Origin of the sequence: Neisseria sp. P0019.S002, assembly GCF_051957155.1 — a bacterium.
GTDB lineage: Bacteria > Pseudomonadota > Gammaproteobacteria > Burkholderiales > Neisseriaceae > Neisseria > Neisseria perflava.
The window spans coordinates 135,512-161,613 of sequence record NZ_JBQCWS010000002.1 but is presented as its reverse complement, the minus strand read 5'-3'; the positions used below and the strand labels follow the sequence as shown (position 1 = coordinate 161,613).

The window sequence follows — 26,102 nt, the reverse complement described above, 5'->3', positions numbered from 1 at the left end:
TCTATTTTGTAGTATTAGAAAGTTTCAAATGAATTTAAATAAAATTAGAAAATTTTTTAGAGAGCCCCATATTTTCTTTAGGGATTTTCTAAATAAACGCTTTCCTCCTTATAATGTAGAACAGCCTATTCCTGAAACTGAAGAATTCACTCTGATCAATGCAGATGCCAATCTTGCGTCACTCACAGAAAACGTTTTGCCAAACTTCCCCATCGATGTTGTTTTTACTTGGGTCGACAATACCGATAAAGCATGGCAAGAACAGTATTACCGCACCCTGCAGCCCATTGATCAGGAAGATATCGGCCTGTATGCGACCGACCCTGCCCGCTTTTCCAACCATAATGAACTTTTTTATTCAGTACAGGCCGTACAGAAGTTTATGCCGTGGGTCCGCAATATTTTTATTGTAACGGCGGATCAAAAACCTAAATGGTTAAATGAAAACACCTATTCTAAAATTAAATTAATCAATCATTCGCAAATTATTGATGCCAAATACTTACCAACGTTTAATTCCCACGTCATTGAAGCAAACTTATATAAAATTCCAGATTTAAGTGAACATTTTATTTATTTCAATGATGATGTTTTCGTTGCAAGACCACTGACGCCTAACCACTTTTTTGAAAATAATGGCTTGGCTTCCCTATTTGTTGCCAATAAAAGTCTGCAAAAAATGTATCAACGAGGATTAATTACGCCAACGTTAACTGCATCAGAACATGCTCTTATACTCTTAAAAAAATATTATCCAAAAATTAATATTGATACACCTTTAGTACATACCTATATTCCACTAAGAAAGACATCCTTTGAAAAGGCATGGTTATTATTTGAAGATGAAATAAATTCTTTCCTAAATAACAAGGTTCGCCATAATTCTGAACTTAATATGGCCAGTTTCTTGGTACCCTGGTTGATGTACCTTGACGGATACGCTACACCAAAACGTGAAATTTGCTACTATTTCAACATACGCAGTTCACATGCTCAGACTCAATATAAAAAATTATTATTTAAAAAAGAACATCTTCACATGCCCCATTCCTTCTGTATTAATGATCCAAACAGTAATAATGCGGATAAAAACTATGCCCTACATTTCCGTAATTTTATGGACACTTACTTTGAAATAGAGGCAGAATAAATTCTTACATTAATGATATTTGATAGATAACATAATAATTTAAAATGATTTTTTCAACATTCGGCCTATTTAAACAACGTCTCTTGCTAACCAAATTTTTAGACAAAATTTCAACGGATAAGACCGCAGTATTTTGGGGCAAGAAACATCCCAAACGCAGAAAATTAGCACATATCTTAAGATTGCCCCTGCTCAATCTTGAGGACGGTTTTTTACGCTCAGTCGGACTGGGCGTCTCCGGTTATCCGCCCTACTCCATCGTCTATGACGACATCGGTATCTACTACGACACCACCCGTCCTTCGCGTTTGGAACAACTGATTCTTGCCGCCGATACCATGCCATCTGAAACCTTGGCTCAGGCGCAGCAGGCGATGGATTTCATCCTACGACACCACCTATCCAAATACAACCACGCACCCGAACTTTCAGACGATCATCCTTTGCGTTCCCCATCCAAACCTGAAACCGTCCTCATCATCGACCAAACCTTCGGCGATATGGCCATCCAGTATGGCGGTGCAGACGTCTCTACGTTTGAACTGATGTTTCAGACGGCCTTGAATGAAAACCCGCAAGCCGATATCTGGGTCAAAACCCATCCCGATGTTTTGTGCGGCAAAAAACAAGGCTATCTGACCCAGCTTGCGCAGCAACACCGTGTCCATCTTTTGGCAGAAGACATCAATCCGATTTCTTTGTTGCAAAACGTCGATAAAGTTTATTGCGTTACCTCGCAAATGGGCTTTGAGGCGCTTTTGTGCGGCAAACCACTGGCCACCTTCGGCCTGCCGTGGTATGCCGGATGGGGCGTGAGCGACGACCGCCATCCTAAAATCGACAGCCTTGTTCAAACCCAACGCCGCACCCCCCGCAACTTGCTACAACTCTTCGCCGCGGCCTATCTGCAATACAGCCGCTACCTCAACCCCAATACCGGCGAAGTAGGCAGCCTCTTTGATGTCATCGACTATCTGGCGACGGTCAAACGCAAAAACGACAAATTGCGTGGCGAGTTGTATTGCGTCGGTATGTCTTTGTGGAAACGCGCGGTTGCCAAACCGTTCTTTAACGTACCCTCATGCCGTCTGAAATTTATCTCTTCCACCCCAAAACTGGCCGGGGTCAAACTGTCCGATGATGCACGCATCCTTGCCTGGGGTAACGGCAAAGAGGCCATCGTCCGTTTTGCCGAACAACATAATATCCCCCTGCTGCGCATGGAAGACGGCTTTATCCGCTCGGTCGGGCTTGGTTCTAATTTAGTGCCGCCGCTGTCGCTCGTTACCGACGATATGGGCATTTATTTCAATGCTGAAATCCCGTCCCGTCTTGAACACATCCTACAAAACCAAAACTTCGACGATCAAGACTTTCAGACGGCCTTGAAGCTGCAAAAAATACTGACCGAAAACCACATCAGCAAATACAACGTCGGCAGCTCGGACTTCACCGCCCCGTCAACCGACAAAACCGTAATCCTCATTCCCGGCCAGGTTGAAGATGACGCGTCTATCCGCTACGGTTCGCCCCAAATCTATCGCAATCTGGATCTGCTCCGTACCGTACGCGAACGCAATCCCGATGCCTATATTATCTACAAACCGCATCCCGATGTAGTCAGCGGTAACCGTATCGGCCATATTTCCCCTGAAGATACGGCACGATATGCCAACCAAACCGCCGAACAAGCCGACATCCTGACTTGTCTCCAATACGCAGACGAAGTTCACACCATGACTTCGCTGACCGGTTTTGAAGCCTTGTTGCGCGGCAAAAAAGTCAGCTGCTACGGCCTGCCTTTCTATGCAGGTTGGGGGCTTACCCAAGATCTGCTCCCCATTCCGCGCCGCAACCGCAGGCTTGAGCTTTGGCAGCTGATTGCAGGCACGCTCATCCACTACCCCGACTATATCCATCCCGAAACCCATCAGGCCATCAATGCGGAAACTGCTGCCCAAATCCTGATACGACAAAAAAATATGCAAAAAAACAACAACGGATTACATCGCGGGTACTTTGCTAAAAAATTAGGTAAAATCAAACAACTATATCGATCTTTTAAATAAATACCATCTAAATTAACAATACGTCATGAACTTGCCTCTATTGTGGCATCATTGCTTTTGCATCGTTAATTCTCTTGGCGTATGCTTGAAAGTTCAACCTAAAACTATTACATAAAAAACAAAACCACATTGCGACATGAAACAGACCGTCCTCAAAAACAACCTGCAAAACCTGCTTGAAAGCGCAGAAAATATCCTGCTGCTTCAAGGCCCTGTCGGCGATTTTTTTCTGCGCCTTGCAAATTGGCTGACTGAAAACGGCAAAACCGTACATAAATTCAACTTTAATGCAGGCGACGACTATTTTTATCCGCCCACTCAAGCTCATACCGTTTTTTTTAACGACAGCTACGATGCCTTTCCTGAATTTTTGCAAGAATACATCGCTCAACATCACATCCAGGCGGTTGTCTGCTTTGGCGACACACGCCCTTATCACGTCATCGCAAAACGCATTGCAAACGAAAACCAAGCCAGTTTCTGGGCGTTTGAAGAAGGCTATTTCCGCCCCTACTACATCACCTTAGAAAAAGACGGCGTCAACGCATTTTCCCCTCTGCCGCGCCGTGCCGACTTTTTTCTTGAACAATTCCCCAAACTGGCCCAACAAGAATATGAAGCGCCAACGCCGGTACGCGGTGGGTTTACGCCCATGGCAAAAAACGCCATCCGTTACTATATCGAATTGTTCCGCAATCCACGCAAATATCCCGACTACATCCACCACCGCGCACCCAATGCCGGCCATTACCTCAAACTATGGTCGCTCTCCATTCTCAAGCGTTTGAACTACTATATTGAAGACATTCAAATCGCCAAACGTGTGGAAGCAGGCAAATACGGCAAGTTTTTTATTGTTCCCTTGCAGGTATTCAATGACAGCCAAGTCCGTATCCATTGCGACTTTCCCAGCGTCCGTAGCTTCCTGCTCCATGTTTTGAGCTCATTTGCCGAGCACGCGCCTGCCGATACCAACATCATCATCAAGCATCATCCGATGGATCGCGGTTTTATCGACTACTGGCGCGACATTAAACGCTTTATCAAAGAACACCCCAAACTCAAAGGCCGTATCACTTACGTCCATGATGTCCCCCTGCCCGTTTTCCTGCGTCACGGTCTTGGCATGGTTACCATCAACAGCACCAGCGGCCTGTCCGGATTGATACACAATATGCCAGTTAAGGTTCTCGGCCGCGCCCATTACGACATTCCCGGCATTACTGACCAAAATACCTTGGCAGAATTTTGGAATCATCCGACACCACCTGACAAAGAGCTGTTCCATGCCTACCGTATGTACCACCTCAACGTGACCCAAATTAACGGCAACTTCTATAGTCAGGTCTTTTTCCCCAACAAAAACACCTCCGACTCTTCTACACCAGCAACCTGACTTAGTGAGGGAAAAGTTCAGGCCGTCTGAAAAACATTTCAGACGGCCTGAAACAATCAATACCTTAGCTACTGCCATGTAAATAAAACACAAAAACCTGCATTTATCATTAACAATAAATTACAAAAACAGTATAATGACCGAGCTGTCATGAGCGCATACCGACTCAACCTGAACCCTTTGTAACGCACAAAATATGGATGTACCACTAGGCAAAACAATATAACAAGCCAAACATCCTAAAGATAAGCCAGCAAGGTAATACACTCTACAAAACTATGCCGAGCAAAATTTTTACAAAGCTCTCAACCGGTATCGCCGCCCATATTCCGCAGCATCCGTCTTCCACTTTATATCCGCCCGCAAACCATGACCGCCGCTCCTGATATCCTCTACCGGCAAGCCGCCGCCCTTTTGGAACAATCCAATACTACCCAAGCCCTGCCCCTGCTGCAACAGGCCGCAGAGCAGGGATATACGGAAGCTGCTTTTGTATTGGGCAATCATCTGCTGCAAAACGGTCATCCGAAGCAGGCACTTCCATGGTTGGAAGCTGCCGCTGCCCAACGCCACCCCAAGGCACTCTTTACCCTGCTGCAACAACGCGAACACAACGGCACCCCGACCGGACAGCTTCTTAACGACTACGCCTGGCTGGGTGAGCAAGGTCACCTCGAAGCCCAATTAATCCTCATGCGTTACCACGCGCAACGCAACGATCCACAATCCCTCTACTGGGCGGAGCTTGCCGCTGCCCGATATGCCGCGCCTGCGTATTACCATCTGGCACGCCATCATCAACGCCAAGGCGACGTTGAAACAGCCATCGAACAATACGAAAAAGCGGCCACGCTCGGCATAACTGCCGCCTGTTGGCAACTCGGTCAAATCTACTTCTACGGCACAGGTATCAACCCAAACCACGCACAAGCCGAACAATATCTCGAACAAGCCGCGCAAACCGGCCACATCGCCGCACAAACCCTACTAGCCGACCTTCTTGCTGCCCAAGGCCGACCCGAAGCCTTAGAATGGTATCGTCGTGCCGCCGATAAGGAGCAAGCGGAAGCACAGGCCAAGCTGGCCCAATACGCCCTGACCGGCGAACTTTCCGAACGCGACCCGTTCCAAGCGGCGCGCTATGCCAAAGCTGCTGCCGAGAAAGACCATCCCGAAGCGCTGAAAATCATGGGCGACCTCTACCGCTACGGCCTCGGCATCAAAGCCGACAACCATATCGCGCACGATTACTACCACCGTGCCGCCGCACTGGGTTCTGCCGCCGCGGCACAAAAACTCATCAGCGACGCCGCACTGTACCATCCGCAACAATACGAACAAATCAAAACAGCCGCCCTGCAACAGCAACAAATCGAAACTATCTACCGTTTGGCAGAAGCACAAGCCCACGCCATCGGCCGTCCTGCCGACTACAATACCGCGCGCAAAAATTACATGGAAGCGGCCGAGTTCCATCATAAAAATGCGGCGGCAGCCTTAGGTCGCATCTACCATTACGGTCTCGGTACGGCGCAAGACCCTCGGTCGGCCGCCCACTGGTACGCCATCGCTGCCGAACAAAACCACCCTTCCGCCCAATACCACCTCGCCTGTTTTTACTATCACGGACAAGGTGTAAGCTGCCATGTTCCGACCGCCTGCTACTGGCTGCAGGCCGCCATCAGCAACGGCCACACTTCGGCCGAATCATTAACATCCCTATTAGAACAATGGCGCCACGAAGTGCACCATGCCATCGGGCAAAAGGCCGTCTGAAAATATTTACACTCGCATTTTTTGACAATCTTTAACTATTCCCCTAATATTTGCCAGTTATTTTTCACGGACACGTCATTGTTTTCATTTCTTTCTGAAAACGCCTTGTCCGCGCATCAATACCATGACACTCGGCGGATAACGCCAAGCGTTGAAACACACTACATCCGGAACAAAAACGGATGCTCGGAAAAACATTTCTAGGAGGTGAAACAACATGGAATGGGAATTCAACAGTTATTACACACTGATTGCCGCCACGCTCGTGTTGCTGGTTGGTAAATTTCTGGTTCAAAAAATCAAATTCTTACGAGACTTCAATATTCCCGAGCCGGTCGCCGGCGGCTTGGTTGCCGCTATCGTCCTGTTCGCCCTGCACGAAGCCTACGGCGTCAGCTTCAAATTTGAAAAACCGCTGCAAGATGCGTTCATGCTTATATTCTTTACATCCATCGGTTTGAGCGCCGACTTCTCCCGTTTAAAAGCGGGCGGTTTGCCTTTGGTTATCTTTACCGCCGTGGTGGGTGCATTCATCATCGTCCAAAACTTCGTCGGTGTCGGCTTGGCGAGCGCATTGGGCTTAGATCCGCTGATCGGCCTGATTACCGGTTCGATTACCCTGACCGGCGGTCACGGTACCGCCGGTGCATGGGGTCCTGACTTTGAAAGCAAATTCGGCCTGACCGGTGCAACCGGCTTGGGTATGGCTGCCGCCACCTTCGGCCTGGTATTCGGCGGTTTGATCGGTGGTCCTGTTGCACGCCGTCTGATCAACAAAATGGGCCGTAAACCTATCGTCAAAACTGCCAAATCCGACGACAACGATGCTACTGATGACATCTTCGAACAAGCACAGCGCACCCGCCTGATTACGGCTGACTCCGCTGTCGAAACGCTCGCGATGTTTGCCGCATGTTTGGCTTTTGCCGAAATTGTCGACGGCTACGACAAAGCCTTTTTCGACTTGCCTAAATTCGTATGGTGTCTGTTTGCAGGCGTGGTCATCCGCAACGTCCTGACCGCAGCTTTCAAAGTCAATATGTTTGACCGCGCCATCGACGTATTCGGTAACGCCTCCCTGTCCCTCTTTCTGTCTATGGCTCTTCTGAACCTGAAACTGTGGGAATTGACCGGTCTGGCAGGTCCTGTGACCATCATCTTGGCCGTACAAACCGTCGTGATGATTCTGTACGCAACCTTCGTTACCTATGTCTTCATGGGTCGCGATTATGACTCTGCCGTATTGGCGGCCGGTCACTGCGGCTTCGGTTTGGGTGCTACCCCGACTGCCGTTGCCAACATGCAGTCCATTACCCAAACTTTTGGCCCGTCTCACAAAGCCTTCTTGATTGTGCCTATGGTGGGTGCGTTCTTCGTTGACTTGCTCAACGCCGCCATCCTCTCCGGCTTCATCAGCGTCATCAAAGGCTGATACGTCCGACATAGAAAAGCACTTGCCGCATTTACTTGCTGCAAGTGCTTTTGTTATGATAAGCACGTCAGGCCGTCTGAAAGGCCGTCATCTTCAGGAGTACCCATGTACAAAAAAACCGCTTCCGTATTGATTTTAAGCACGATTCTTCTTGCCGCATGCAGCAAAGAAGAGCCGAAAGCCGCGCTTGATTGCGCCCAACCGGCCACACTGCAAAACATCCGTACCACCATCGAAGACACCCTCAAACAACAAGCGCGCTCCTTTGCCCGCAATGACAACCGCCAATTCGTCGATGCCGACAAAATCATCGCTGCCGGCCTCGAATTAGAAACCCTGCTTGAAGACCCCAAAGAAACCGAAGACAACGGCAAAGCCATCTGCCGCGCCAACCTCAAAATCCGCATTCCCGACACCATCCTCAAAACGGCCATAGACAACAGCCCGCTGATTTACGGCAACACCCCGTTGTCCGACATGCTCGAACAAAAACTGATGGGCAGCAACCTGACTTTTCAAAACAACACGTTCAGCACCACCCTGCTCTACACCCCCGATAAAGACGGCAAACCGGTTCTCGAAGACAACACCCTGAGTACCACGGCCCAAACCCTTTCCGCCACCCTGCTGCCCTACGGCGTAAAAAGCATCGTCATGATAGACGGCAAGCCTGTATCCAAAGAGCAGGCCATCAAGCTGCTGCAAAACCAAAACACGGAAGAACCGCCGACTGTCAATCCGCAAGACATCCTTGAAAACAACGCCGCCAGCCAAGCCGTCGGTTTGACCGATGATGACGACGATTCAGACTACGAAGTCCTGCACCCTGACCGTGAAACTCCGCGCAACGAGCTGCCCGGCCTCAGCCAAAGCGAACTCGACAACGCGCGCGCGCAAAACCGTCAGGCAGACGGCGAGATCAACGACCTCTGGGGCGGCTTAGACAGCGATGTCAAACAACAAATCCTCGGCGAACAACGCGCCTGGATTCAAAGCAAAAAACTCAACTGCCAACAAGCCGCCGCGTCCGCAGACAACGCCGCACAAGCAGAATACCTGCGTCTGCAGTGTGAAACCCGCATGACCCGCGAACGTACGCAATACCTGCGCGGCTATTCCATCAACTAAAACCGATAAGGCCGTCTGAACATTCAGACGACCTACAAGAAAGCACATCACATCATGCAATACCGAATCCACCGTGAAGGCGATGCCCAAAACACACCCTCTTCAGCCTCCACCCCCGTCGACAACTGGGAGCGCAACACCCTGCGCGAAGTCCTCCTTGCCGCCTACCAAGAACAACGCCGCGCCCGCATTTGGCGCAATATCTGGCGCGGTGTCGCCGTCCTCATCTTCCTCAGCCTGATCTTCGGCCTTGCGGAAGAAGAAGGAAAAACCACGTCGGTCCAAGCCCGCAGCGAACACACCGCCGTTATCGACCTGACCGGCGAAATCGGCAACGACATCGACGACCAAGTCCAAATCCTGCGCGATAGCATGGAAGCCGCCTACGAAAACGGTAACGCCAAAGCCATCATCATTCGCGCCAACAGCCCCGGCGGTTCGCCTGTCGTGTCCAGCATAGCCTTTAACGAAGTCCGCCGCCTCAAAGCCGAACACAAAGACATCCCTGTTTACCTCGTTGCCGAAGACATGTGCGCTTCCGGCTGCTACTACATTGCCGCCGCAGCCGACAAAATTTACGCCGACCCTTCCAGTATTGTCGGCAGCATCGGCGTGATCGGCGGCGGTTTCGACTTTACCGGCCTGATGGACAAAGCCGGTGTCAAACGCCGTCTGAAAACCGCCGGCAGCAACAAAGGCATGGGTGACCCTTTCACACCTGAAACCCCGGCGCAAACCCAAATTTGGGAAACCATGTTGGGTGATATCCACCAAGAATTTATCAAAGCCGTCAAACTCGGCCGCGGCGCAAGGTTGAAAGACAAACAGTATCCCGATGTTTTCAGCGGCCGCATCTATACCGGCAAAGAAGCCAAACAGGTCGGCCTGATTGACGACTTCGGCAGCATTTACAGCGTTGCCCGCGATGTTGTCAAAGCCCCCGAGCTGGTCAACTACACGCCGCAAGACGATTTCAGCAAAATGCTCAGCCGTCGCTTCGGTGCGGAAGTGAAGGCCAAAGTCAAAGAAACTTTGTCTGAAATTTGGTAAACCAAAAAACCAAAAGGCCGTCTGAAACCCTAAACATCGGGGTTTCAGACGGCCTTTTGATATGGTTTTTCCAATAAAACGCTGATTATTGTCCAAACATCCATCGGCTTCATCAAATCAGCAGGCAGATGTTCCCTGATGATGCTGTTACAGGAACACATTACGCCTGCGAACGATTAAACCTTCACGCTTCAGACGGCCTGCTGCATATTGTGCGCCATATCAAGCGCGGCGAGGACGGCGGTCATCAGGCTGCCGGAGTCGGCTTTGCCTGTGCCTGCCAAGTTCAAGGCAGTACCATGGTCGACGGAAGTGCGGATAAAGGGCAGGCCGAGGGTGATATTCACGCCTTCGCCGAAACCGGCGTATTTGAGCACCGGCAGCCCTTGGTCGTGATACATGGCGAGGACGGCATCGGCATCTTTGAGCAAGAAGGGTTGGAACACGGTATCGGCCGGATAAGGGCCGCGCGCGTCTATGCCCTCGGCCTGCAGGGCATGAAGCGCCGGAATAATGGTGTCGATTTCTTCGTGTCCCAAATGACCGCCTTCGCCGGCGTGGGGGTTGAGACCGGTAACGAGGATGACCGGTTTGGCTATGCCGAACTTATGGCGCAGGTCGTGTTCAAGAATGCGGACAACCGACTCGATTAAAGGCTTCGTGATGGCGGCGGAAATGTCTTTCAGTGGCAGATGGGTGGTGACCAACGCCACACGCAGGCCGCCGCCGGTCAACATCATGACGACTTGTTCGGTATGGCTTTTTTCGGCGAGGTATTCGGTATGGCCGCTGAAAAAGCCGTTGCCTGCGTGGGCATCGTTGATGATGCCTTTATGCAGCGGCGCGGTCACCATACCGGCAAACAGGCCGTCTGAAATGCCTTGATACGCCGTATCCAGCAGCCGGAGGACATACGCGGCATTGGCAGGATTGAGTTCGCCCGCCCGACATTCGGCATCTAAAGGAATATGCAGGACTTCGAGTTCGCCCTTGGGCAACGGTTCAGCCGCTTGGGCTTGAAAATCACGCAGGATGACGGATTTGCCGAGCTGTCCGGCCCTTTGTGCCAACAGATTTTTGTCGCACAAAACAACGGTGCGGCAAGAAAGGTCGGCGAAAGCCAAATCGAGGCAGATGTCAGGGCCGATGCCGGCCGGTTCGCCGGAAGTGATGGCGAGAATGGGAGCAGTCATGGTGTTTCTCGGTACGGGTTACAGTATTTGGACAACAGTCAGGCAAAATGCCTGCCCTACTTTTTTCAGATTAACACAAATACAAAAAGGCCGTCTGAAAACAGTTTTTGCTTAGTCAAACTGTTTTCAGACGGCCTTGGCTGTTTACCGTTTTACACTTAAGAACGACGACCGATCATGCGGTATAAAACGTCGTGGCCTTGAATGCGGTGGACAACAACCATGGCGATGTGGCCGGCGACCAGCGCGAAGAGCAGCCAGCCAAGTTTGCCGTGCGCCATATTGCCGAGGTTGGACATCCATTCGATTTTCTCAGGCGAACCCTGCATCACTTCGACACCGAATACTTTCAACGGGCCGCGGCCGCCGCCGTATTGGCGGATCATGCCGATAACGGGAACGGCAAGCATGAGGACGTAAAGGGCAAGGTGGCCTGCTTTGGCGGCAAAGCTGTCGGCGGCAGGACGTTTGGACGCATTGAGCAAAGCCCAAACAATGCGCACGGCAATCACCAGCAGCGTGATGAAACCGATGGATTTATGCACACCGAAGAGCGATTTGACCCATTCTTCGCCATCGTAGATGGTCCAAACGGTAATGGTGGAGAGGATGCCGATGAAACCGAGTACGGTCAGCCAGTGCAACGCGCGCGCGACGGCATCGTAGGTTTGTGGGCGTGTAGCGGTCATAATGTTTCCTTGTTTTTGATTTGTTTGGTTTTTTGAATCGGCGGCATTGTAACAAAAATGCCCAAACAATTATGTTGCCTTTTTGAAGAGATTTCGTAAATGTTTGGAAAATTTGAAGAAACGGCGGTTTTATCCGTAAAGCTGCACAGGCCGTCTGAAAACAAGGGCAGGAATACCACCTTCTATGCCGAACTCGGGCTAAAATAGGCGTTTTTATTCTCGGGTACGCATCGATGCAGGTTTGGATTCGGCGGTTTGCGCTGTTGCTTCTGCCTTTGGGTTTCTTGGCAGTCATGGTGGCCGCGCCTTTGCTGTCACTGGCGTTTTACGACGGCGAAGGCGCTTGGGCGGAAGTAGTGGCTGATGACTATATGCGCCTGCGCTTGGGCTGGACGGTGGCGCAGGCGGTTTTGACCTGTGTCTTGGTAACGGCTTTGGGCGTGCCTGCGGCATGGGTGCTGGCGCGGATGGACTTTGCCGGACGGCGCACGGTTTTGCGCCTGCTGATGCTGCCTTTTGTGATGCCGACTTTGGTCGCGGGCATGGGCGTGCTGGCCTTGTTTGGCGCACACGGCATGCTGGCGGCAGGTTGGCAGGACACGCCGTGGCTGCTGATTTACGGCAACGTGTTTTTCAACCTGCCGGTTTTGGTGCGCTCGGCGTATCAGGGATTTGTGCGTGTGCCGCAGGCGCGGTTGCTGTCGGCGCAATCTTTGGGCGCGGACGCGTGGCGGCGGTTTGTCTGGGTCGAATGGCCGGTGGTGCGTGCGTGGGTTGCCGGTGGCGCGTGTCTGGTGTTTTTATATTGTTTTTCAGGCTTCGGGCTGGCCTTGCTGCTCGGCGGCGAACGTTTTGCAACGGTGGAAGTGGAAATCTACCGGCTGGTAGCGTATGAGTTGGACATGGCGCGTGCGTCGGTGCTGGTGTGGCTGGTACTGGCGGTCACGGCGGCGGCAGGCGGTTTGTATGCGTATTGGAGCAAGCGCGTGGCTGTGGATAAGTCGGTCTCGCCTTTGCCTCCGCGCGCGCCGGTACGGGCTTGGGAAAAATGGCTGACGGCAACGGTATTGGCCATGTTGGCAGTGTGCTGCCTGCTGCCTTTGGTGGCGGTGTGGCTCAAGGCGGCAGCGGCAGGCTCTTCGTGGTCGGTTTTGTTTGAAGCGCAGACTTGGACGGCAGTGTGGAACACTATCCGTTTCTCTGCGGCTGCCGTGGCGGCGGCGACGGTATTGGGCGTACTGTATGCGGCGGCGGCACGGCAAATGGCGTGGTTGCGCGCGCTGATGTTTTTGCCGTTTATGGTGTCGCCCGTGTGCATCGCGTTTGGCGTATTGCTGCTCTATCCGCAGTGGACGGCTTCGCTGTGGCTGCTGACGGCGACTTACGCGCTGTTGGCGTATCCGTTTGTGGCCAAAGACGTATTGGCCGCATGGGACGGTTTGCCCAAAGATTACGCGGCGGCGGCGCGTACTATGGGCGCAAACGGTTTTCAGACGGCCTATTATGTAACCGCGCCTTTATTGAAACCGGCCTTGCGGCGCGGCCTGACTTTGGCTTCGGCAACGTGTATCGGCGAATTTGCGGCCACATTGTTCCTGTCTCGCCCCGAATGGCAGACGCTGACCACTTTGATTTACGATTATCTCGGACGCGCCGGTGCGGACAATTACGGACGGGCGATGGTGTTGACGGCGATATTGACCGCTTTGGCTTTGACGGCATTTTTGCTGGTGGACGAAGCGGAAGGACAAAAGGCCGTCTGAACATGATCTGCTTAAATTCCCTTCACTTTCACCACACTATTGCCGCGCCTTGTATCGAAAATTGATTGAATCCGCTATATAATTTGTTTTTAACCGCACTCAACACGACCTATCATGACCGACTTAGAAACCAAACGCCTTGAAACCCAAGCCATGCTGGACAATGCCGACTTGCTGTTTGGCCAAGAACAATGCCGTGCGGCCTTGCAAAAAGTTGCCGACGACATTACCCGCGACTTGGGCGACAAATACCCCCTGCTCCTGCCTGTGATGGGTGGCGCGGTGGTGTTTACAGGGCAGCTGCTGCCGCTGTTGCGCTTCCCTTTGGACTTTGACTACGTCCATGTTTCCCGCTACGGCGACAAACTCGCAGGCGGCGCGTTCAACTGGAAACGCATGCCCGACCCCGAGCAAATCAAAGGCCGTCATGTAGTCGTTTTGGACGATATTTTAGACGAAGGCCACACCATGGCCGCCATTCAGGAAAAACTGTTGGAAATGGGTGCGGCAAGCTGCCGTGCGGCCGTGTTTGCCAACAAACTGATCGACAAAGAAAAACCAACCAAAGCCGATTATGTCGGTTTGGACGTGCCCAACCGCTACGTCTTCGGCTACGGTATGGACGCCGCCGGCTGTTGGCGCAACCTCGGCGAAATCTACGCCTTAAACAATAAATAAAACAAAGGCCGTCTGAAAAATCTTCAGACGGCCTCAACCCCATGCTAGGAACACATCATGATAGGTTTGTTAATCATTACACATGAAACCATAGGTGAAGCCTATCGCGGTTTGGCCGATCATTTCTTTCCCAACGGCTTCCCCGAAAATCTCCACATCCTCGGCGTACAGCCCGACGAGGATCAAAACGACATCATCAACAACGCTATCGCCGCATTGCAGGAATTTCCCGACAACCGCGGCGTGCTGATCATGACCGACATCTTCGGTGCAACCCCATGCAACGCCGCACGCCGGCTGGTGCGCGAAAACAAATCCGCCATCCTGACCGGCCTCAACGCCCCGATGATGATTAAAGCCATCCAATACTCATCACAAGCCGAAAACCTCTCCGACTTCACTGAAACCGTCAAAGAAGCCGCCATCCGGGGCATTTTCGCCATTACATCCGCACCTGAAGACCTGGTGTGCAAAGAACACGGCTAAGGCCGTCTGAAAACATTCACTTTACGAACATTACATTTAGGGGACATCCATGCTCAAACAAGAAATCGAAATCATCAACAAACTCGGCCTGCACGCGCGCGCCTCCAGCAAATTCACCCAAACCGCCTCCCAATTCCAAAGCGAAGTCTGGGTCACCAAAAACGGCAACCGCGTCAACGGCAAAAGCATCATGGGCCTGATGATGCTGGCCGCCGCCAAAGGCACCGTGATTGAGCTGGAAACAGAAGGCGCAGACGAAGCCGCCGCCATGCAGGCGTTGACCGACCTCATCAACGACTACTTCGGCGAGGGCGAATAATGAGCATCGTCCTACACGGGGTGGCCGCGGGCAAAGGCATTGCCATCGGCCACGCCCACCTCATCACGCGCGGCACAACGGAAGTCCCCCAATACGACATCGATCCCGACAAGCTCGATGCCGAAGTTACCCGTTTCGACAACGCCATCAAAGCCACGCGCAAAGAATTGGAACAGCTGCGCGGCGCGATTCCCGAAAACGCCCCGACCGAATTGGGCGCGTTCATCTCCCTGCACCTGATGCTGCTGACCGACGTCACCCTCTCGCGCGAACCCATCGACATTTTGCGCGAGCAGAAAATCAACGCCGAATGGGCATTGAAACAACAAAGCGACAAACTCGCCGCCCAGTTCGACAGCATCGACGACGACTACCTGCGCGAACGCAAACAGGACATGCTCCAAGTCGTCCGCCGCATCCACAACAACCTTGTCGGACAAAGCAACGAAATCAACCTCGCCGGCAACCTGTTTGACGACACCGTCCTCATCGCGCACGACCTCTCGCCTGCCGATACCGTACTATTCAAAGAGCAGCACATTACCGCCTTCGTAACCGATGCCGGTGGCCCGACCAGCCACACCGCCATCTTAGGCCGCAGCCTCGATATCCCGTCCGTCATCGGCCTGCATAACGCCCGCAAACTCATTACCGAAAACGAAATCGTCATCGTCGACGGCATCAACGGCGTCCTCATCATCGATCCCGACGAAGTTGTCCTCAACGAATACCGCCGCCTCGCCCGCGAATACCGCAGCCACAAGCGCGAACTCAACAAAATCAAAAAAACCGCCGCCACCACGGCCGACGGCATCAACATTGAGTTGCTCGCCAACATCGAATCCGCCGAAGACATCAAAGCCCTGCACAACTTCGGCGCAGACGGCGTCGGCCTGTTCCGCAGCGAATTCCTCTACCTCAACCGCGACAACATGCCGACCGAAGACGAACAATACGAAGTCTATGCCGGCATCGTCAAAAAACTCAAAGGCAAAAACATCACCATCCGCACCGTCGATTTGGGCGTCGATAAAAATCCGCGCTGGTTCGGCCAAAACAGCACGCCCAACGGCAGCCTCAACCCCGCACTCGGCCTGACCGGCATCCGCCTGTGCCTCGCCGAGCCGGTCATGTTCCGCACCCAAATGCGCGCCATCCTCCGCGCCGCCGCCCACGGCCCCGTACGCATGATGTGGCCGATGATTACGTCCATTTCCGAAGTGCGCCAATGCCTTATCCATCTGGACACGGCCCAACGCCAACTGACCGAACGCGGCGAAACCTTCGGCCCGGTCAGCATCGGCTGCATGATTGAAATCCCGTCCGCCGCCATGACCGTCGGCAGCATCCTCAAGCTCGTCGACTTCGTTTCCATCGGCACCAACGACCTGATTCAATACCTCCTATCGGTCGACCGTGGCGACGACAGCGTCAGCCACCTCTACCAACCCGGCCACCCTGCCGTCCTCAAAACGCTGCAACACATCATCCGCACGGCAAACCGCATGGAAAAAGGCGTATCCATCTGCGGCGAAATGGCCGGCGATACCGTCTTCACCCGACTGTTGCTCGGCATGGGCCTGCGTCGCTTCTCCATGAACCCCAACAACCTGCTTTCGGTTAAAAACATCATCCTGCACAGCCACACCGGCCATCTCGAAAACGATGCCGCCAAAATCCTGCGCTGCGAAGACCCGGAAAAAGCTGAAAAACTGATTAAAATCCTCAACCAAAGCGAACAGGCGGAATCACAGGCCGTCTGAATCTCTAAAAAGGGCGTGTTTCGATACACGCCCTTTTATTCGTCCCATTTTGGGTTTACGCCCGACTCTCCCTCAAGCCCTCTTCTTCCCTATTTCGCCATTTCAAAAACCAACCTTTTTCACTTTTCCCAAACACTACTTACAGGCCGTCTGAAAAATATAGGGCGCAAGTGAAATAAAACTTTTATGCCTCCACCAAAGGCCGTCTGAACCCTGATTGCAAGGTTTCAGACGGCCTTGTTTTCAACCGGATACCTTTTATTTTTTGCAATAAAAAACCCTTTACCTATCCATTCCAGCTACTGCCCACTATGGCTTTAGGCACCCCATATCATTCCTTTTTACTAGGTCTTCAGTACACCCAAGCCCTATATAAACACTATCCCTTCGTTTTAATGATGAAACTTTTTATTTCGAAATATGTCTATCCCTACATTCGCTTGAAAAAAGATTCAATACCTTGTAAATTTATAAAAAGATAGTAATTATCATCATATTTTAAAGGAATGATTCATGAGATTTACGCAACTTTCTGCTTTGATTGCCGCCGCCGCTTTATCAGTCGGCTCCGTATCCGCTTTTGCCAAACCCGTTCAGCTGACCGATATCCTCGGCCGTAAGGTAACTGTCGACCTGCCTGCCAAGCGCGTGGTGTTGGGCTTCTACTACCAAGACTACATGGCCATCGGCGGCAAAACCGCGCTGGACAACGTCGTTGGTTTTTCCAAAGCAGTTTGGGCCGACTGGGCGCCGCCAAGCTGGGCGGCGTTCAGCAAAGCCGTGCCTAAACTGAATCAGCTGACCGACGTGGGCGAAGTGGAAGTCGGCACTTTTTCGATTGAGAAAGTATTGGCACTGAAACCCGATTTGCTGGTTTTGGCCGAATGGCAATACAAGGCTTTGGGTTCCGATCTCGACCGCATCAACAAGGCCGGCATCCCCATCGTCGTGTTGGACTACAACGCGCAAACGGTGGCCAAACACGTCCAATCGACCAAGCTTATCGGCACGCTGACCGGCCAGCAGCAAAAAGCCGACAAGCTGGCGGCAGACTACAAACGCGTTGCCGACACCATCCAAGCGCGCGTGCAAAAAGCCAACCTGCCCAAGCCTAAAGTCTATATCGAGTTCGGCAACAAAGGCCCTGCCGAACACAGCGTTACCTTCGGCAAGAGCATGTGGGGTTCGATGGCGACACTGGTCGGCGGCAACAATATCGCCGCTTCTTCGGTCGAATTCTACGGCCCGATCAATCCTGAAAAAGTCCTCGCCGCCAAACCCGACGTGATCGTGATTACCGGCCGCGAAACCGAATTGAAGAAAAACCCTGCCGCCATGGTGATGGGCTGGGGCATTCCAAAAGCCGAAGCGGAAAAACGCTTGGCAGGCTTTGCCAAACGCGCCGGCTGGGCCAACCTGCCTGCGATTAAAAACAACCGCCTCTACGCCGCCTACCACGCCAACTCGCGCACGCTGTCCGACAGCGCGTCGATTCAGTTTATGGCCAAAGCGATTTATCCGCAGTTGTTTAAGGATTTCAACCCTGAGAAGACCTATCTGGACTTCTACCGCCAAAACCTGCCCGTCGTACCGAACGGCACGTTCTACCTCTATCCGAAAGGACAATAAGGTAATTTAGATTTTCAGACGGCCTTTTAAATCGGAAGGCCGTCTGAAATTTTTGCGGAAGAAAAAGGCAAACCTGTTTCTCCCCTTTCACAACACTCTTTTTTAAAGGTTTGAAACATGAATGATTCGGTTGTCGCCGAGATTGTGAAAAACCAGCGCAAGTTGGAAGGCAAGCGTTGGTTGATTGTGTTGATGTTTTTAGTCATCGCGGCGGTCAGTTTCCTATTCGACATCGCCACCGGCCCTGCGATGACGGACACGCTGCCCGTCGGCGAAGTGGTCAATGTTTTGCTGGGCAAACCCGAAGTCGATGAAATGAACCGCCTGATTGTGATGGATTTGCGCCTGCCGATTGCGGTGATGGCCTTGGTAGTCGGTGCGGCTTTAGGTGTCGGCGGTGCGGAAATTCAAACGCTCCTGAACAACCCGATGGCCAGCCCTTATACGCTGGGCTTGGCGGCGGCGGCGGGTTTGGGCGCGTCGGCGGTGATTGCGTTCGGCGGTTTCGGGCTGCCTGAAACGGTCGCCGTTCCCATCGGTGCGTTTGTGATGACCATGCTGGCTTCGGGCATCTTGTTTCTGTTTGCCTCGGCACGCCGCTTCAATTCGGCGATGTTGGTGCTGGTGGGGATTGCGCTATTGTTTCTGTTTCAGTCGATTTTGTCGCTGATTCAGTTTATCGCCGCGCCTGAGATTTCGCAGCAGATTCTGTTTTGGCTGTTCGGCAGTTTGAACAAGGCAACTTGGGAAACAGTCATCGTTACGGCGGCGGTTACGGCGGTATGCGTGTTTCTGCTTTCGCGCGATGTGTGGAAGCTGACTGCGCTGCGCTTGGGCGAGGAACGCGCCGTCGGGCTGGGCATCAATCTGCAATTTTTGCGTCTGAAAACGCTGGTGTTGGTGGCGGTAATGACGGCGACGGCCATCAGTTTTGTCGGCGTCATCGGCTTTATCGGCTTGGTTGCGCCGCATGTGGCGCGGATTCTTTTGGGCGAAGACCAACGTTTCTTCCTGCCCGGCGCGATGCTGGCGGGGGCGGCGTTTTTGTCGGTGGCGAGCGTGTTGTCCAAGGTGATTATCCCGGGCGCGCTGTTTCCGGTGGGGATTGTTACGTCGTTTGTCGGCGTGCCGTTCTTCTTCTGGATTGTATTAACGAAACGATAGGCCGTCTGAAATGTTGAAACTTGAAAACGTACACATCCGGCGCGGCGATTATGTGGTCGCCGACAATATCGATTTGACGCTGGAACAAGGCAAAGTCTATTCCGTGCTCGGCCCGAACGGCACGGGCAAATCCTCGCTGATGAAAACGATTTTCGGCGAAGTGGCGCACAAAGGCACCATCCGCTACGGCAACGAAGTGTTGAGCAAAATCCACCTGCAAAGCTGGCGCAAACGCATAGGCTATATGCCGCAGGACACCGCCGCCGAAGCCTCGCTGACCGCACTGGAAGTCGTGTTGCTCGGCCGCATGGACGCGCTGCATATGCACGTCGGCGACGAACTGCTGCACGAAGCCGCAAGTATTATGGCGGAGCTGGGCATCGGCCATCTGGCGCACCGCGACGTCATGCGGCTTTCCGGCGGACAGCGGCAGCTCGTCATGTTTGCCCAAGTCATGCTGCGCCGACCCGAAATCCTGATGCTGGATGAACCGGTCAGCGCGCTGGATATGCACCATCAACTCAATCTTTTAGAACGCGTGGTGCAATACACGCACGAACACAATCTGGTTACGTTGATGGTCTTACACGATTTGAGCCTCGCCGCGCAGTTTTCAGACGGCGTGATTCTGCTCGGCGAAGGCAAAGTACAGGCGCAGGGCGCGCCGCAGGACGTGTTACAGGCGGACATGATCGGCAGATTGTACAAAGTGGACATCGAGCTTTTGTACGACAGCAAAGGCCTGCCCGTTATCCGCCCGATGCGGAAGAGTGCGTAACTTAACCGCTCCTGCAAATGTCGGATTTGAGCATCCGGCCTGCAAACTCCCTGCAACTTATCCCCTCTCCTGCGAGAGAGGGTTAGGGAGAGGGCGGTAAGCCCAAGGCTTGCCTCTCCGACTCATCAGCCCGCCCCATATTTTTTATCCTTAGAAAGGACTTTCTCCATGAAAAAATCCCTCTTCCTCCTGATGCTGACCGCTTCCCTTAGCGCATACGCCGCCAACCACGAAGTCAAAATGCTCGACAACGGCAAAGACGGCAGCATGGTGTTCGAACCCGGCTACGTCAACGCCAAAGTCGGCGATACTGTTACCTTCAAAGCCGCCAACAGCGGCCACTGGGTACAAAGCAAAGCCCTGCCCGACGGCGTTGCCGACTTCCTCTCCGAAGACGGTAAAGACTTCACCCTCAAACTCGACAAAGAAGGCGTGTATGTCTATACCTGCCCGCCACACCGCATGATGAACATGAGCGGCGTGATTCAGGTCGGCAAACCGGTGAACAAAGCCAAAGCGCAAGCCGTTGTCGATGAAATGGAAAACCGCGCCATGCAGAGCAAAGGCCGTCTGAAAAAATACATGGCGCAAGTGAAGTAAACGCGTTTATGCCTGCATCAAAGGCCGTCTGAAACCTTTCAGACGGCCTGTTTCCTTTGCGTAAAACACGCATCAAAGCTATATCTTCCGTTTCAGTTTCCGATAAAATAGGCCTATTCCGACACAAGACCCGTAAGCATGATACGCCGCCTTTACGCCACGCTGTGGCACCTCGCCCCCTTCCTGATCCGCCGCCACCTGCGCCGCCGCGCCCTCAAATCCCCAGCCTATCTCGAGCATTGGGGCGAGCGTTTCGGGCAGGCGTATCCCAATCCCGTACAACGCCCGATTTGGATACACGCCGTATCCGTCGGTGAAACGCGTGCGGCCGAACCTTTAGTCCAGGCATTGCGCCGCCATTTTCCCGACTCGCCGTTTTTGATTACCCAAATGACGCCGACCGGCCGCGCCACCGCACAATCCCTATTCCCCGATGCGCAATGCCGTTACCTGCCCTACGACAAATCCGAATGGGTCGCCCGATTTTTAGCCGAACACCGCCCCATCTGCGGCATTTTGATGGAAACCGAAATCTGGCCCAACCTAATGCACGGCTGCCAAGAAGCAGGCATTCCCCTCTTTTTGGCCAACGCTCGCCTCTCCGAAAAATCCCAACGCGGCTACCTCAAAATCCGCAAGCTGGTCGAGCCTGCCATGCAGAGCCTCTCCGGCTGCTTTGCCCAAACCGCCGCCGATGCCGAGCGCCTGCACCTCATCGGCGCATCCAACGTCCACGTCTGCGGCAACACCAAATACGACATCGCGCCCCCCGACGACCTGCGTCCGCTTGCCGCCGCCTTTAAAGAACGCATCGGCGCACGAGCCGTCGTCGTCTGCGCCAGCACGCGCGTGTACAAAGGCACAGACGAAGCCGAGCTGCTCCTCAAAGCATGGCAGGGCTACCGCGGCAATGCCTTGCTGGTCATCGTCCCGCGCCACCCTGAAAACTTTCAGACGGCCTACGATACCGCCAAATCACTTGGTTATACCGTCCAAAAACGCAGCGACGGACAACCCGTTTCCCCCGATACACAGGTTTGGATAGGCGACAGCATGGGCGAACTTGCCGCCTACTACCTCAGCGCAGACATTGCCTTCGTCGGCGGCAGCCTCGTCGATGCAGGCTGCCAAAACATCATCGAACCCATCTCCTGCCGCGTCCCTACCCTCTTCGGCTACTCCAACTACAACTTCGCCCAAGCCTGCAAAGGCGCAGTCGAAGCCAAAGCCGCCGTCCGCGTCGAAACCGCCGAAGCCTGGTACAGAACCACGCGCCAATATCTCGACGACGAAACGCTGCGCCAACAGCTGATCAGCCACACCGAGCAATTCATTTCGCAACATCAAGGCGCCAGTGCCAAAATTGCCAAAGCGATTGCAGATTGTTTGAATCAGCGTTAAACAATAAAAAACCGCCTGTTCATGACAAACAGGCGGAAACTGAAAAACAGTTTTTTGTTTTCAGCCGTTTAATTGACTAAGAGCAGGAACAGGGTTAAGATAATCCTAACGACTGTTCGCAGTCTCAGCCATGAACGACCCGTGCGAGTGGTATGTTTCATGATTGAAACCATCCTTTCTAGGGCGGTTTCAGCACAAAGCCCCACTGCAATGGGGCTTTTTTGCTACCAGCCCCGCGATAATTATACCCAAACTTCCTAAAATCATTCCAAACAAATTCTCACTAAAAAGGCCATCTGAAACCCCAATTTTTTGGGTTTCAGACGGCCTTTTCTCAACCTGCAAACTTAACGTCCTGCTTTCAACACGCGGCGTGCAAACACGAACATACCGAAGACAAAAAACGCCAAGCCCAGCCATTTGGCGGCCGTATCCCAGTTTTCTAAGTTCAGGGCCAAAGGCGCATCCGAACCGCCGTTGGTTACGGAGAAGGCAATGATAAACGCCATAATCACACCAATCAGGCTCTCGCCAACAATCAAACCGGCGGAGAACAGCGTACCAATACGTTCCGCATTTTTCAGACGGCCTTCACGGTTTTCTTGACGGCGAGCGATAACGGATTTCAACACAGCCGCCAATACCGCGCCGATCACAATCGGCATATTCACAGACGGCGGCAGGTAAATGCCCATGCCCACGGCCAATACCGGCAAGGCGCGCTTGCCGCCGGAGGATTTGCGCAATGTGAAATCGACCGCGATCAACGCCACGCCGATGGCCACGCCGGTAAAAATATAATCCCATTGCAGATTGTGCGAGAAAATACCTTGGGCGATGGTGGTCATCAAAGTTGCCTGAGGCGCGGCAAGGGCTTGGGCCGCATCCATGCCTTCACGCGGCATTGCGCCGGTAAAGCCGTAGGCTTCATACAAAAGCTCCAACACAGGCGAAATCACCAATGCACCGACAACGCAGCCGATAATCAGCGCAACCTGCTGTTTCCAAGGCGTCGCTTTTACCAGATAACCCGTTTTCAAATCCTGCAGGTTGTCATTGGAGATCGAAGCCACACAAATCACAGATGCGCCGCAAAACAACGTCAACGCCAGCAGGAATTTGCGGTTTGCCTCGTCCGCCATCAAGCCGCCGGATTCGCCGACTAACAGCAACACCAGAGAAATAATGACAATCGAGACGATGCCCACACCCGAAATCGGGCTGGAAGACGAACCGACCAAACCGGCCATATAACCGCAAGCCGCGGCTACCAAAAAGCCGATAATCGAAGCCAGCAGCGTACATACAACCACCAACAGCCAAGCCAAACCGCCGGAAATATGCGAGTCGCCGATAAAGTGGAAGAAAGACACGCCCAACACCAGCATCATCGCCAACACCCAGGCAATCATCGCCTTAGGCGACAAATCCTGTTCCGTGCGTTCGGTCATCTGCGCACCGCCGAAATTGCGGAAAGACAGGCGCATACCCTCGACCATCGGTTTCATCAAAGTCAACAGCGTCCAAATAGCCGCAATACCGATCGTACCCGCGCCGATAAAACGGACTTTTTCCTTCCACAAAGACATCGCAAAAGGAATCATCTCCATATCGGCAGGTTGCGGAATATGCGCCGACAGATAAGGCACGGCCACACCCCAGGCAATCGAAATACCCAGCAAAATCGCGATACCGCCGGTCAGGCCGACCAAATAGCCCGCGCCCAACAAAGCCAGCGAAAAGCCCATCGGCACTTGAAACACCGACGCGCCGCCTTTAAACCAAAAGCTCGCGCTGTCCGCCACCACGCGCAGACCGCTTGCACAGAAGCTCATCAAACCGGCCAGAGCGCCGCCCGACACCAATTCCTTGATACCGCTGCCGCCTTCCTGTTGGTCCGCATCATGGTCGCCGACCTTCAAAATCTCGGCCGCCGCCACGCCCTCCGGATAAGGCAAATCGCTCTTCACCACCATCGCATAACGCAAAGGCACGGTGAAAATCACGCCCAAAATACCGCCGGACATACACAGCAGCGTAGTCTGCCAAAACGGAAAGCCTGCCCAATAACCGGCCATCAGCAAACCCGGCAAAATAAAAATAATACTGGAGAGCGTACCCGCAGCCGAAGCCTGAGTCTGCACCATATTATTTTCCAGAATATTGCTGCCTTTAAAAAACTTCAAAACCGCCATCGAAATTACCGCAGCCGGAATCGAAGACGCAAAAGTCAAACCCACCTTCAAGCCCAAATACACATTGGATGCCGTAAAAATCACCGTAATCAACGCGCCGAGTATCATCCCCCGCAGCGTTAGTTCACGGAAACTCGCATAAGGATCAACCGCCTGTTTCATAAAAAATCTTCCTGTATCAGGTAAACAATCAAATCAAAACTTTTCAGACGGCCTTTTGATACATCCATCAGGCCGTCTGAAAAGCCTCTCTCTTACCATTTTAATGAACTATCCGACTACACGCAAAAGCCCTATTTATTTTCATTTGACGCCAAACAATAAAATCATATCGATACAGACGTTTGGGGCAGTTTGATGGTTTCAGGTAAAATAACGCCAAATTCATCAACCGTTCAGAAAGCCGCCGCCATGTATTCACTCGTCCGCCCCATCCTGTTCCGCTTCGATGCAGAAAATGCCCATCATTTCACGCTCAACAGTTTGCGTTCTATCGAGAAACTCGGCCTGCTGCCCAAGGTGGACAGCCACACCCGGCCAATCGAGCTGATGGGTTTGCAGCTGCCCAATCCGGTCGGCTTGGCGGCAGGTTTGGACAAAAACGGCGAGTGTATCGATGCGTTTGCCGCACTGGGCTTCGGCTTTGTCGAAATCGGCACGGTAACGCCCAAGCCGCAGCCGGGCAATCCGCAGCCGCGTCTTTTCCGCGTTCCCGAACACCAAGGCATCATCAACCGCATGGGTTTCAACAACCACGGCATCGACGCGATGATCCGCAACATTGAAAACAGCCGCTTTAAAGGCATTTTGGGCATCAACATCGGCAAAAATGCCGTTACGCCGATTGAAAACGCGGCCGACGATTATCTGATTTGTTTGGAAAAAGCCTACGCCCACGCGAGCTACATCACGGTCAATATTTCCTCCCCCAATACGAAAAACCTGCGCGCCTTGCAAGGCGGCGACGAGTTGAGCGCATTGTTGGAAGCCTTGAAAAACAAACAGGCGCAACTGGCGGCCGCGCATGGCAAATATGTACCGCTGGCGGTCAAAATCGCGCCGGATTTGGACGAAGCGCAAATCGACGACATCGCCCATGTGGTCAAATCTGTGGAAATGGACGGCATCATCGCCACCAACACGACCATCGACAAATCAAGCTTGGGCAGCCATCCGCTCGCAGGCGAACAAGGCGGCTTGAGCGGTTTGCCCGTTCGTGAGAAAAGCAATCAGGTGTTGAAACTTTTGGCGGAACGCATTGACGGCAAGCTGCCGATTATCGGCGTCGGCGGCATCATGAACGGCACGGATGCGGCAGAAAAAATCCGCTTGGGAGCCAGTGCGGTTCAGGTGTACAGCGGTTTGATTTATCGCGGCCCTGAGTTGATTAAAGAGTGTTTGGCTGCGTTGAAATAATACTTTCCTAAAAAAATAAGGCCGTCT

Annotated in this window: 21 protein-coding genes; 18 read left to right on the top strand and 3 right to left on the bottom strand. The window is 52.8% G+C overall.

Features of this window, described 5'->3' with window-relative positions:
* Positions 1-28 precede the first annotated feature (28 nt).
* The 7 genes from ACTHTY_RS04105 to ACTHTY_RS04075 all read left to right on the top strand — a co-directional run bounded on the left by ACTHTY_RS04105 (position 29) and on the right by ACTHTY_RS04075 (position 10,001).
* Complete coding sequence (locus tag ACTHTY_RS04105) at positions 29-1,150, top strand: stealth family protein (protein WP_440366551.1); 1,122 nt, start codon at positions 29-31, stop codon at positions 1,148-1,150.
* A gap of 44 nt (positions 1,151-1,194) precedes the next feature.
* On the top strand, positions 1,195-3,219 hold the full coding sequence (locus ACTHTY_RS04100) for a capsular polysaccharide biosynthesis protein (RefSeq protein ID WP_440366550.1): 2,025 nt from the start codon (positions 1,195-1,197) through the stop codon (positions 3,217-3,219).
* Positions 3,220-3,355: 136 nt separating this feature from the next.
* Positions 3,356-4,615 carry a capsule biosynthesis protein gene (locus ACTHTY_RS04095; protein WP_440366549.1) on the top strand — a complete coding sequence of 420 codons (1,260 nt, stop codon included), beginning with the start codon at positions 3,356-3,358 and terminating at the stop codon, positions 4,613-4,615.
* A gap of 369 nt (positions 4,616-4,984) precedes the next feature.
* On the top strand, positions 4,985-6,391 hold the full coding sequence (locus tag ACTHTY_RS04090; RefSeq protein ID WP_440366548.1) for a tetratricopeptide repeat protein: 1,407 nt from the start codon (positions 4,985-4,987) through the stop codon (positions 6,389-6,391).
* 217 nt (positions 6,392-6,608) lie between these two features.
* Positions 6,609-7,823, top strand: coding sequence for a sodium/glutamate symporter (gene gltS / locus ACTHTY_RS04085; protein WP_440366547.1), 1,215 nt, complete (start codon positions 6,609-6,611; stop codon positions 7,821-7,823).
* 105 nt (positions 7,824-7,928) lie between these two features.
* On the top strand, positions 7,929-8,951 hold the full coding sequence (locus ACTHTY_RS04080; RefSeq protein WP_440366546.1) for a lysozyme inhibitor LprI family protein: 1,023 nt from the start codon (positions 7,929-7,931) through the stop codon (positions 8,949-8,951).
* A gap of 54 nt (positions 8,952-9,005) precedes the next feature.
* Entirely contained in the window at positions 9,006-10,001 is a 996-nt protein-coding gene (locus tag ACTHTY_RS04075; protein ID WP_296116357.1) for a S49 family peptidase, read from the top strand.
* 191 nt (positions 10,002-10,192) lie between these two features.
* Here the strand turns inward: ACTHTY_RS04075 and pdxA are convergent, their stop codons facing one another.
* Complete coding sequence (gene pdxA / locus ACTHTY_RS04070) at positions 10,193-11,194, bottom strand: 4-hydroxythreonine-4-phosphate dehydrogenase PdxA (RefSeq protein WP_440366545.1); 1,002 nt, start codon at positions 11,192-11,194, stop codon at positions 10,193-10,195.
* A 158-nt stretch (positions 11,195-11,352) separates the two neighbouring features.
* Entirely contained in the window at positions 11,353-11,883 is a 531-nt protein-coding gene (locus tag ACTHTY_RS04065; RefSeq protein ID WP_003747948.1) for a cytochrome b, read from the bottom strand.
* A 233-nt stretch (positions 11,884-12,116) separates the two neighbouring features.
* Here ACTHTY_RS04065 and ACTHTY_RS04060 point away from each other — a divergent pair, with 233 nt between their 5' ends.
* The 10 genes from ACTHTY_RS04060 (at position 12,117) to waaA (ending at position 22,464) form a co-directional block, all read left to right on the top strand.
* Positions 12,117-13,646, top strand: a complete 1,530-nt coding sequence (locus ACTHTY_RS04060) for an ABC transporter permease (protein WP_440366544.1) — start codon at positions 12,117-12,119, stop codon at positions 13,644-13,646.
* Positions 13,647-13,760: 114 nt separating this feature from the next.
* Positions 13,761-14,324, top strand: coding sequence for a hypoxanthine-guanine phosphoribosyltransferase (locus ACTHTY_RS04055; RefSeq protein WP_070646501.1), 564 nt, complete (start codon positions 13,761-13,763; stop codon positions 14,322-14,324).
* Positions 14,325-14,381: 57 nt separating this feature from the next.
* Positions 14,382-14,810 carry a PTS sugar transporter subunit IIA gene (locus ACTHTY_RS04050; RefSeq protein ID WP_049344952.1) on the top strand — a complete coding sequence of 143 codons (429 nt, stop codon included), beginning with the start codon at positions 14,382-14,384 and terminating at the stop codon, positions 14,808-14,810.
* Between the two features lie 49 nt (positions 14,811-14,859).
* Positions 14,860-15,129 carry an HPr family phosphocarrier protein gene (locus ACTHTY_RS04045; RefSeq protein WP_003683718.1) on the top strand — a complete coding sequence of 90 codons (270 nt, stop codon included), beginning with the start codon at positions 14,860-14,862 and terminating at the stop codon, positions 15,127-15,129.
* Complete coding sequence (gene ptsP, locus ACTHTY_RS04040) at positions 15,129-16,892, top strand: phosphoenolpyruvate--protein phosphotransferase (protein WP_440366543.1); 1,764 nt, start codon at positions 15,129-15,131, stop codon at positions 16,890-16,892. The genes ACTHTY_RS04045 and ptsP overlap by 1 nt, the downstream gene beginning before the upstream one ends.
* Positions 16,893-17,405: 513 nt before the next feature.
* Positions 17,406-18,521 carry an ABC transporter substrate-binding protein gene (locus tag ACTHTY_RS04035; protein ID WP_070843609.1) on the top strand — a complete coding sequence of 372 codons (1,116 nt, stop codon included), beginning with the start codon at positions 17,406-17,408 and terminating at the stop codon, positions 18,519-18,521.
* A 117-nt stretch (positions 18,522-18,638) separates the two neighbouring features.
* Positions 18,639-19,685 (top strand): FecCD family ABC transporter permease, encoded by a 1,047-nt coding sequence (locus ACTHTY_RS04030; protein WP_004519102.1) that lies wholly within the window; start codon positions 18,639-18,641, stop codon positions 19,683-19,685.
* Between the two features lie 10 nt (positions 19,686-19,695).
* Positions 19,696-20,463: an ABC transporter ATP-binding protein gene (locus ACTHTY_RS04025; protein ID WP_440366542.1), complete on the top strand. Its 768-nt coding sequence runs from the start codon at positions 19,696-19,698 to the stop codon at positions 20,461-20,463.
* 168 nt (positions 20,464-20,631) lie between these two features.
* Entirely contained in the window at positions 20,632-21,063 is a 432-nt protein-coding gene (locus ACTHTY_RS04020; RefSeq protein WP_070590107.1) for a plastocyanin/azurin family copper-binding protein, read from the top strand.
* A gap of 138 nt (positions 21,064-21,201) precedes the next feature.
* A complete protein-coding gene (gene waaA / locus ACTHTY_RS04015; protein ID WP_440366541.1) occupies positions 21,202-22,464 on the top strand; it encodes a lipid IV(A) 3-deoxy-D-manno-octulosonic acid transferase in 1,263 nt (420 codons plus the stop codon).
* Positions 22,465-22,811: 347 nt separating this feature from the next.
* Here the strand turns inward: waaA and ACTHTY_RS04010 are convergent, their stop codons facing one another.
* Positions 22,812-24,821, bottom strand: a complete 2,010-nt coding sequence (locus tag ACTHTY_RS04010; RefSeq protein WP_107868214.1) for an OPT family oligopeptide transporter — start codon at positions 24,819-24,821, stop codon at positions 22,812-22,814.
* 249 nt (positions 24,822-25,070) lie between these two features.
* Here ACTHTY_RS04010 and ACTHTY_RS04005 point away from each other — a divergent pair, with 249 nt between their 5' ends.
* Positions 25,071-26,075 (top strand): quinone-dependent dihydroorotate dehydrogenase, encoded by a 1,005-nt coding sequence (locus tag ACTHTY_RS04005; RefSeq protein WP_440366540.1) that lies wholly within the window; start codon positions 25,071-25,073, stop codon positions 26,073-26,075.
* Positions 26,076-26,102 lie beyond the last annotated feature (27 nt).

What these genes read in the sequence shown, in the direction of transcription:
- ACTHTY_RS04105 (WP_440366551.1), top strand. Translation starts at nt 29, where the DNA reads ATGAATTTAAATAAAATTAGAAAATTTTTTAGAGAGCCCCATATTTTC.
- ACTHTY_RS04100 (WP_440366550.1), top strand. Translation starts at nt 1,195, where the DNA reads ATGATTTTTTCAACATTCGGCCTATTTAAACAACGTCTCTTGCTAACC.
- ACTHTY_RS04095 (WP_440366549.1), top strand. Translation starts at nt 3,356, where the DNA reads ATGAAACAGACCGTCCTCAAAAACAACCTGCAAAACCTGCTTGAAAGC.
- ACTHTY_RS04090 (WP_440366548.1), top strand. Translation starts at nt 4,985, where the DNA reads ATGACCGCCGCTCCTGATATCCTCTACCGGCAAGCCGCCGCCCTTTTG.
- gltS (WP_440366547.1), top strand. Translation starts at nt 6,609, where the DNA reads ATGGAATGGGAATTCAACAGTTATTACACACTGATTGCCGCCACGCTC.
- ACTHTY_RS04080 (WP_440366546.1), top strand. Translation starts at nt 7,929, where the DNA reads ATGTACAAAAAAACCGCTTCCGTATTGATTTTAAGCACGATTCTTCTT.
- ACTHTY_RS04075 (WP_296116357.1), top strand. Translation starts at nt 9,006, where the DNA reads ATGCAATACCGAATCCACCGTGAAGGCGATGCCCAAAACACACCCTCT.
- pdxA (WP_440366545.1), bottom strand. Translation starts at nt 11,194, where the DNA reads ATGACTGCTCCCATTCTCGCCATCACTTCCGGCGAACCGGCCGGCATC.
- ACTHTY_RS04065 (WP_003747948.1), bottom strand. Translation starts at nt 11,883, where the DNA reads ATGACCGCTACACGCCCACAAACCTACGATGCCGTCGCGCGCGCGTTG.
- ACTHTY_RS04060 (WP_440366544.1), top strand. Translation starts at nt 12,117, where the DNA reads ATGCAGGTTTGGATTCGGCGGTTTGCGCTGTTGCTTCTGCCTTTGGGT.
- ACTHTY_RS04055 (WP_070646501.1), top strand. Translation starts at nt 13,761, where the DNA reads ATGACCGACTTAGAAACCAAACGCCTTGAAACCCAAGCCATGCTGGAC.
- ACTHTY_RS04050 (WP_049344952.1), top strand. Translation starts at nt 14,382, where the DNA reads ATGATAGGTTTGTTAATCATTACACATGAAACCATAGGTGAAGCCTAT.
- ACTHTY_RS04045 (WP_003683718.1), top strand. Translation starts at nt 14,860, where the DNA reads ATGCTCAAACAAGAAATCGAAATCATCAACAAACTCGGCCTGCACGCG.
- ptsP (WP_440366543.1), top strand. Translation starts at nt 15,129, where the DNA reads ATGAGCATCGTCCTACACGGGGTGGCCGCGGGCAAAGGCATTGCCATC.
- ACTHTY_RS04035 (WP_070843609.1), top strand. Translation starts at nt 17,406, where the DNA reads ATGAGATTTACGCAACTTTCTGCTTTGATTGCCGCCGCCGCTTTATCA.
- ACTHTY_RS04030 (WP_004519102.1), top strand. Translation starts at nt 18,639, where the DNA reads ATGAATGATTCGGTTGTCGCCGAGATTGTGAAAAACCAGCGCAAGTTG.
- ACTHTY_RS04025 (WP_440366542.1), top strand. Translation starts at nt 19,696, where the DNA reads ATGTTGAAACTTGAAAACGTACACATCCGGCGCGGCGATTATGTGGTC.
- ACTHTY_RS04020 (WP_070590107.1), top strand. Translation starts at nt 20,632, where the DNA reads ATGAAAAAATCCCTCTTCCTCCTGATGCTGACCGCTTCCCTTAGCGCA.
- waaA (WP_440366541.1), top strand. Translation starts at nt 21,202, where the DNA reads ATGATACGCCGCCTTTACGCCACGCTGTGGCACCTCGCCCCCTTCCTG.
- ACTHTY_RS04010 (WP_107868214.1), bottom strand. Translation starts at nt 24,821, where the DNA reads ATGAAACAGGCGGTTGATCCTTATGCGAGTTTCCGTGAACTAACGCTG.
- ACTHTY_RS04005 (WP_440366540.1), top strand. Translation starts at nt 25,071, where the DNA reads ATGTATTCACTCGTCCGCCCCATCCTGTTCCGCTTCGATGCAGAAAAT.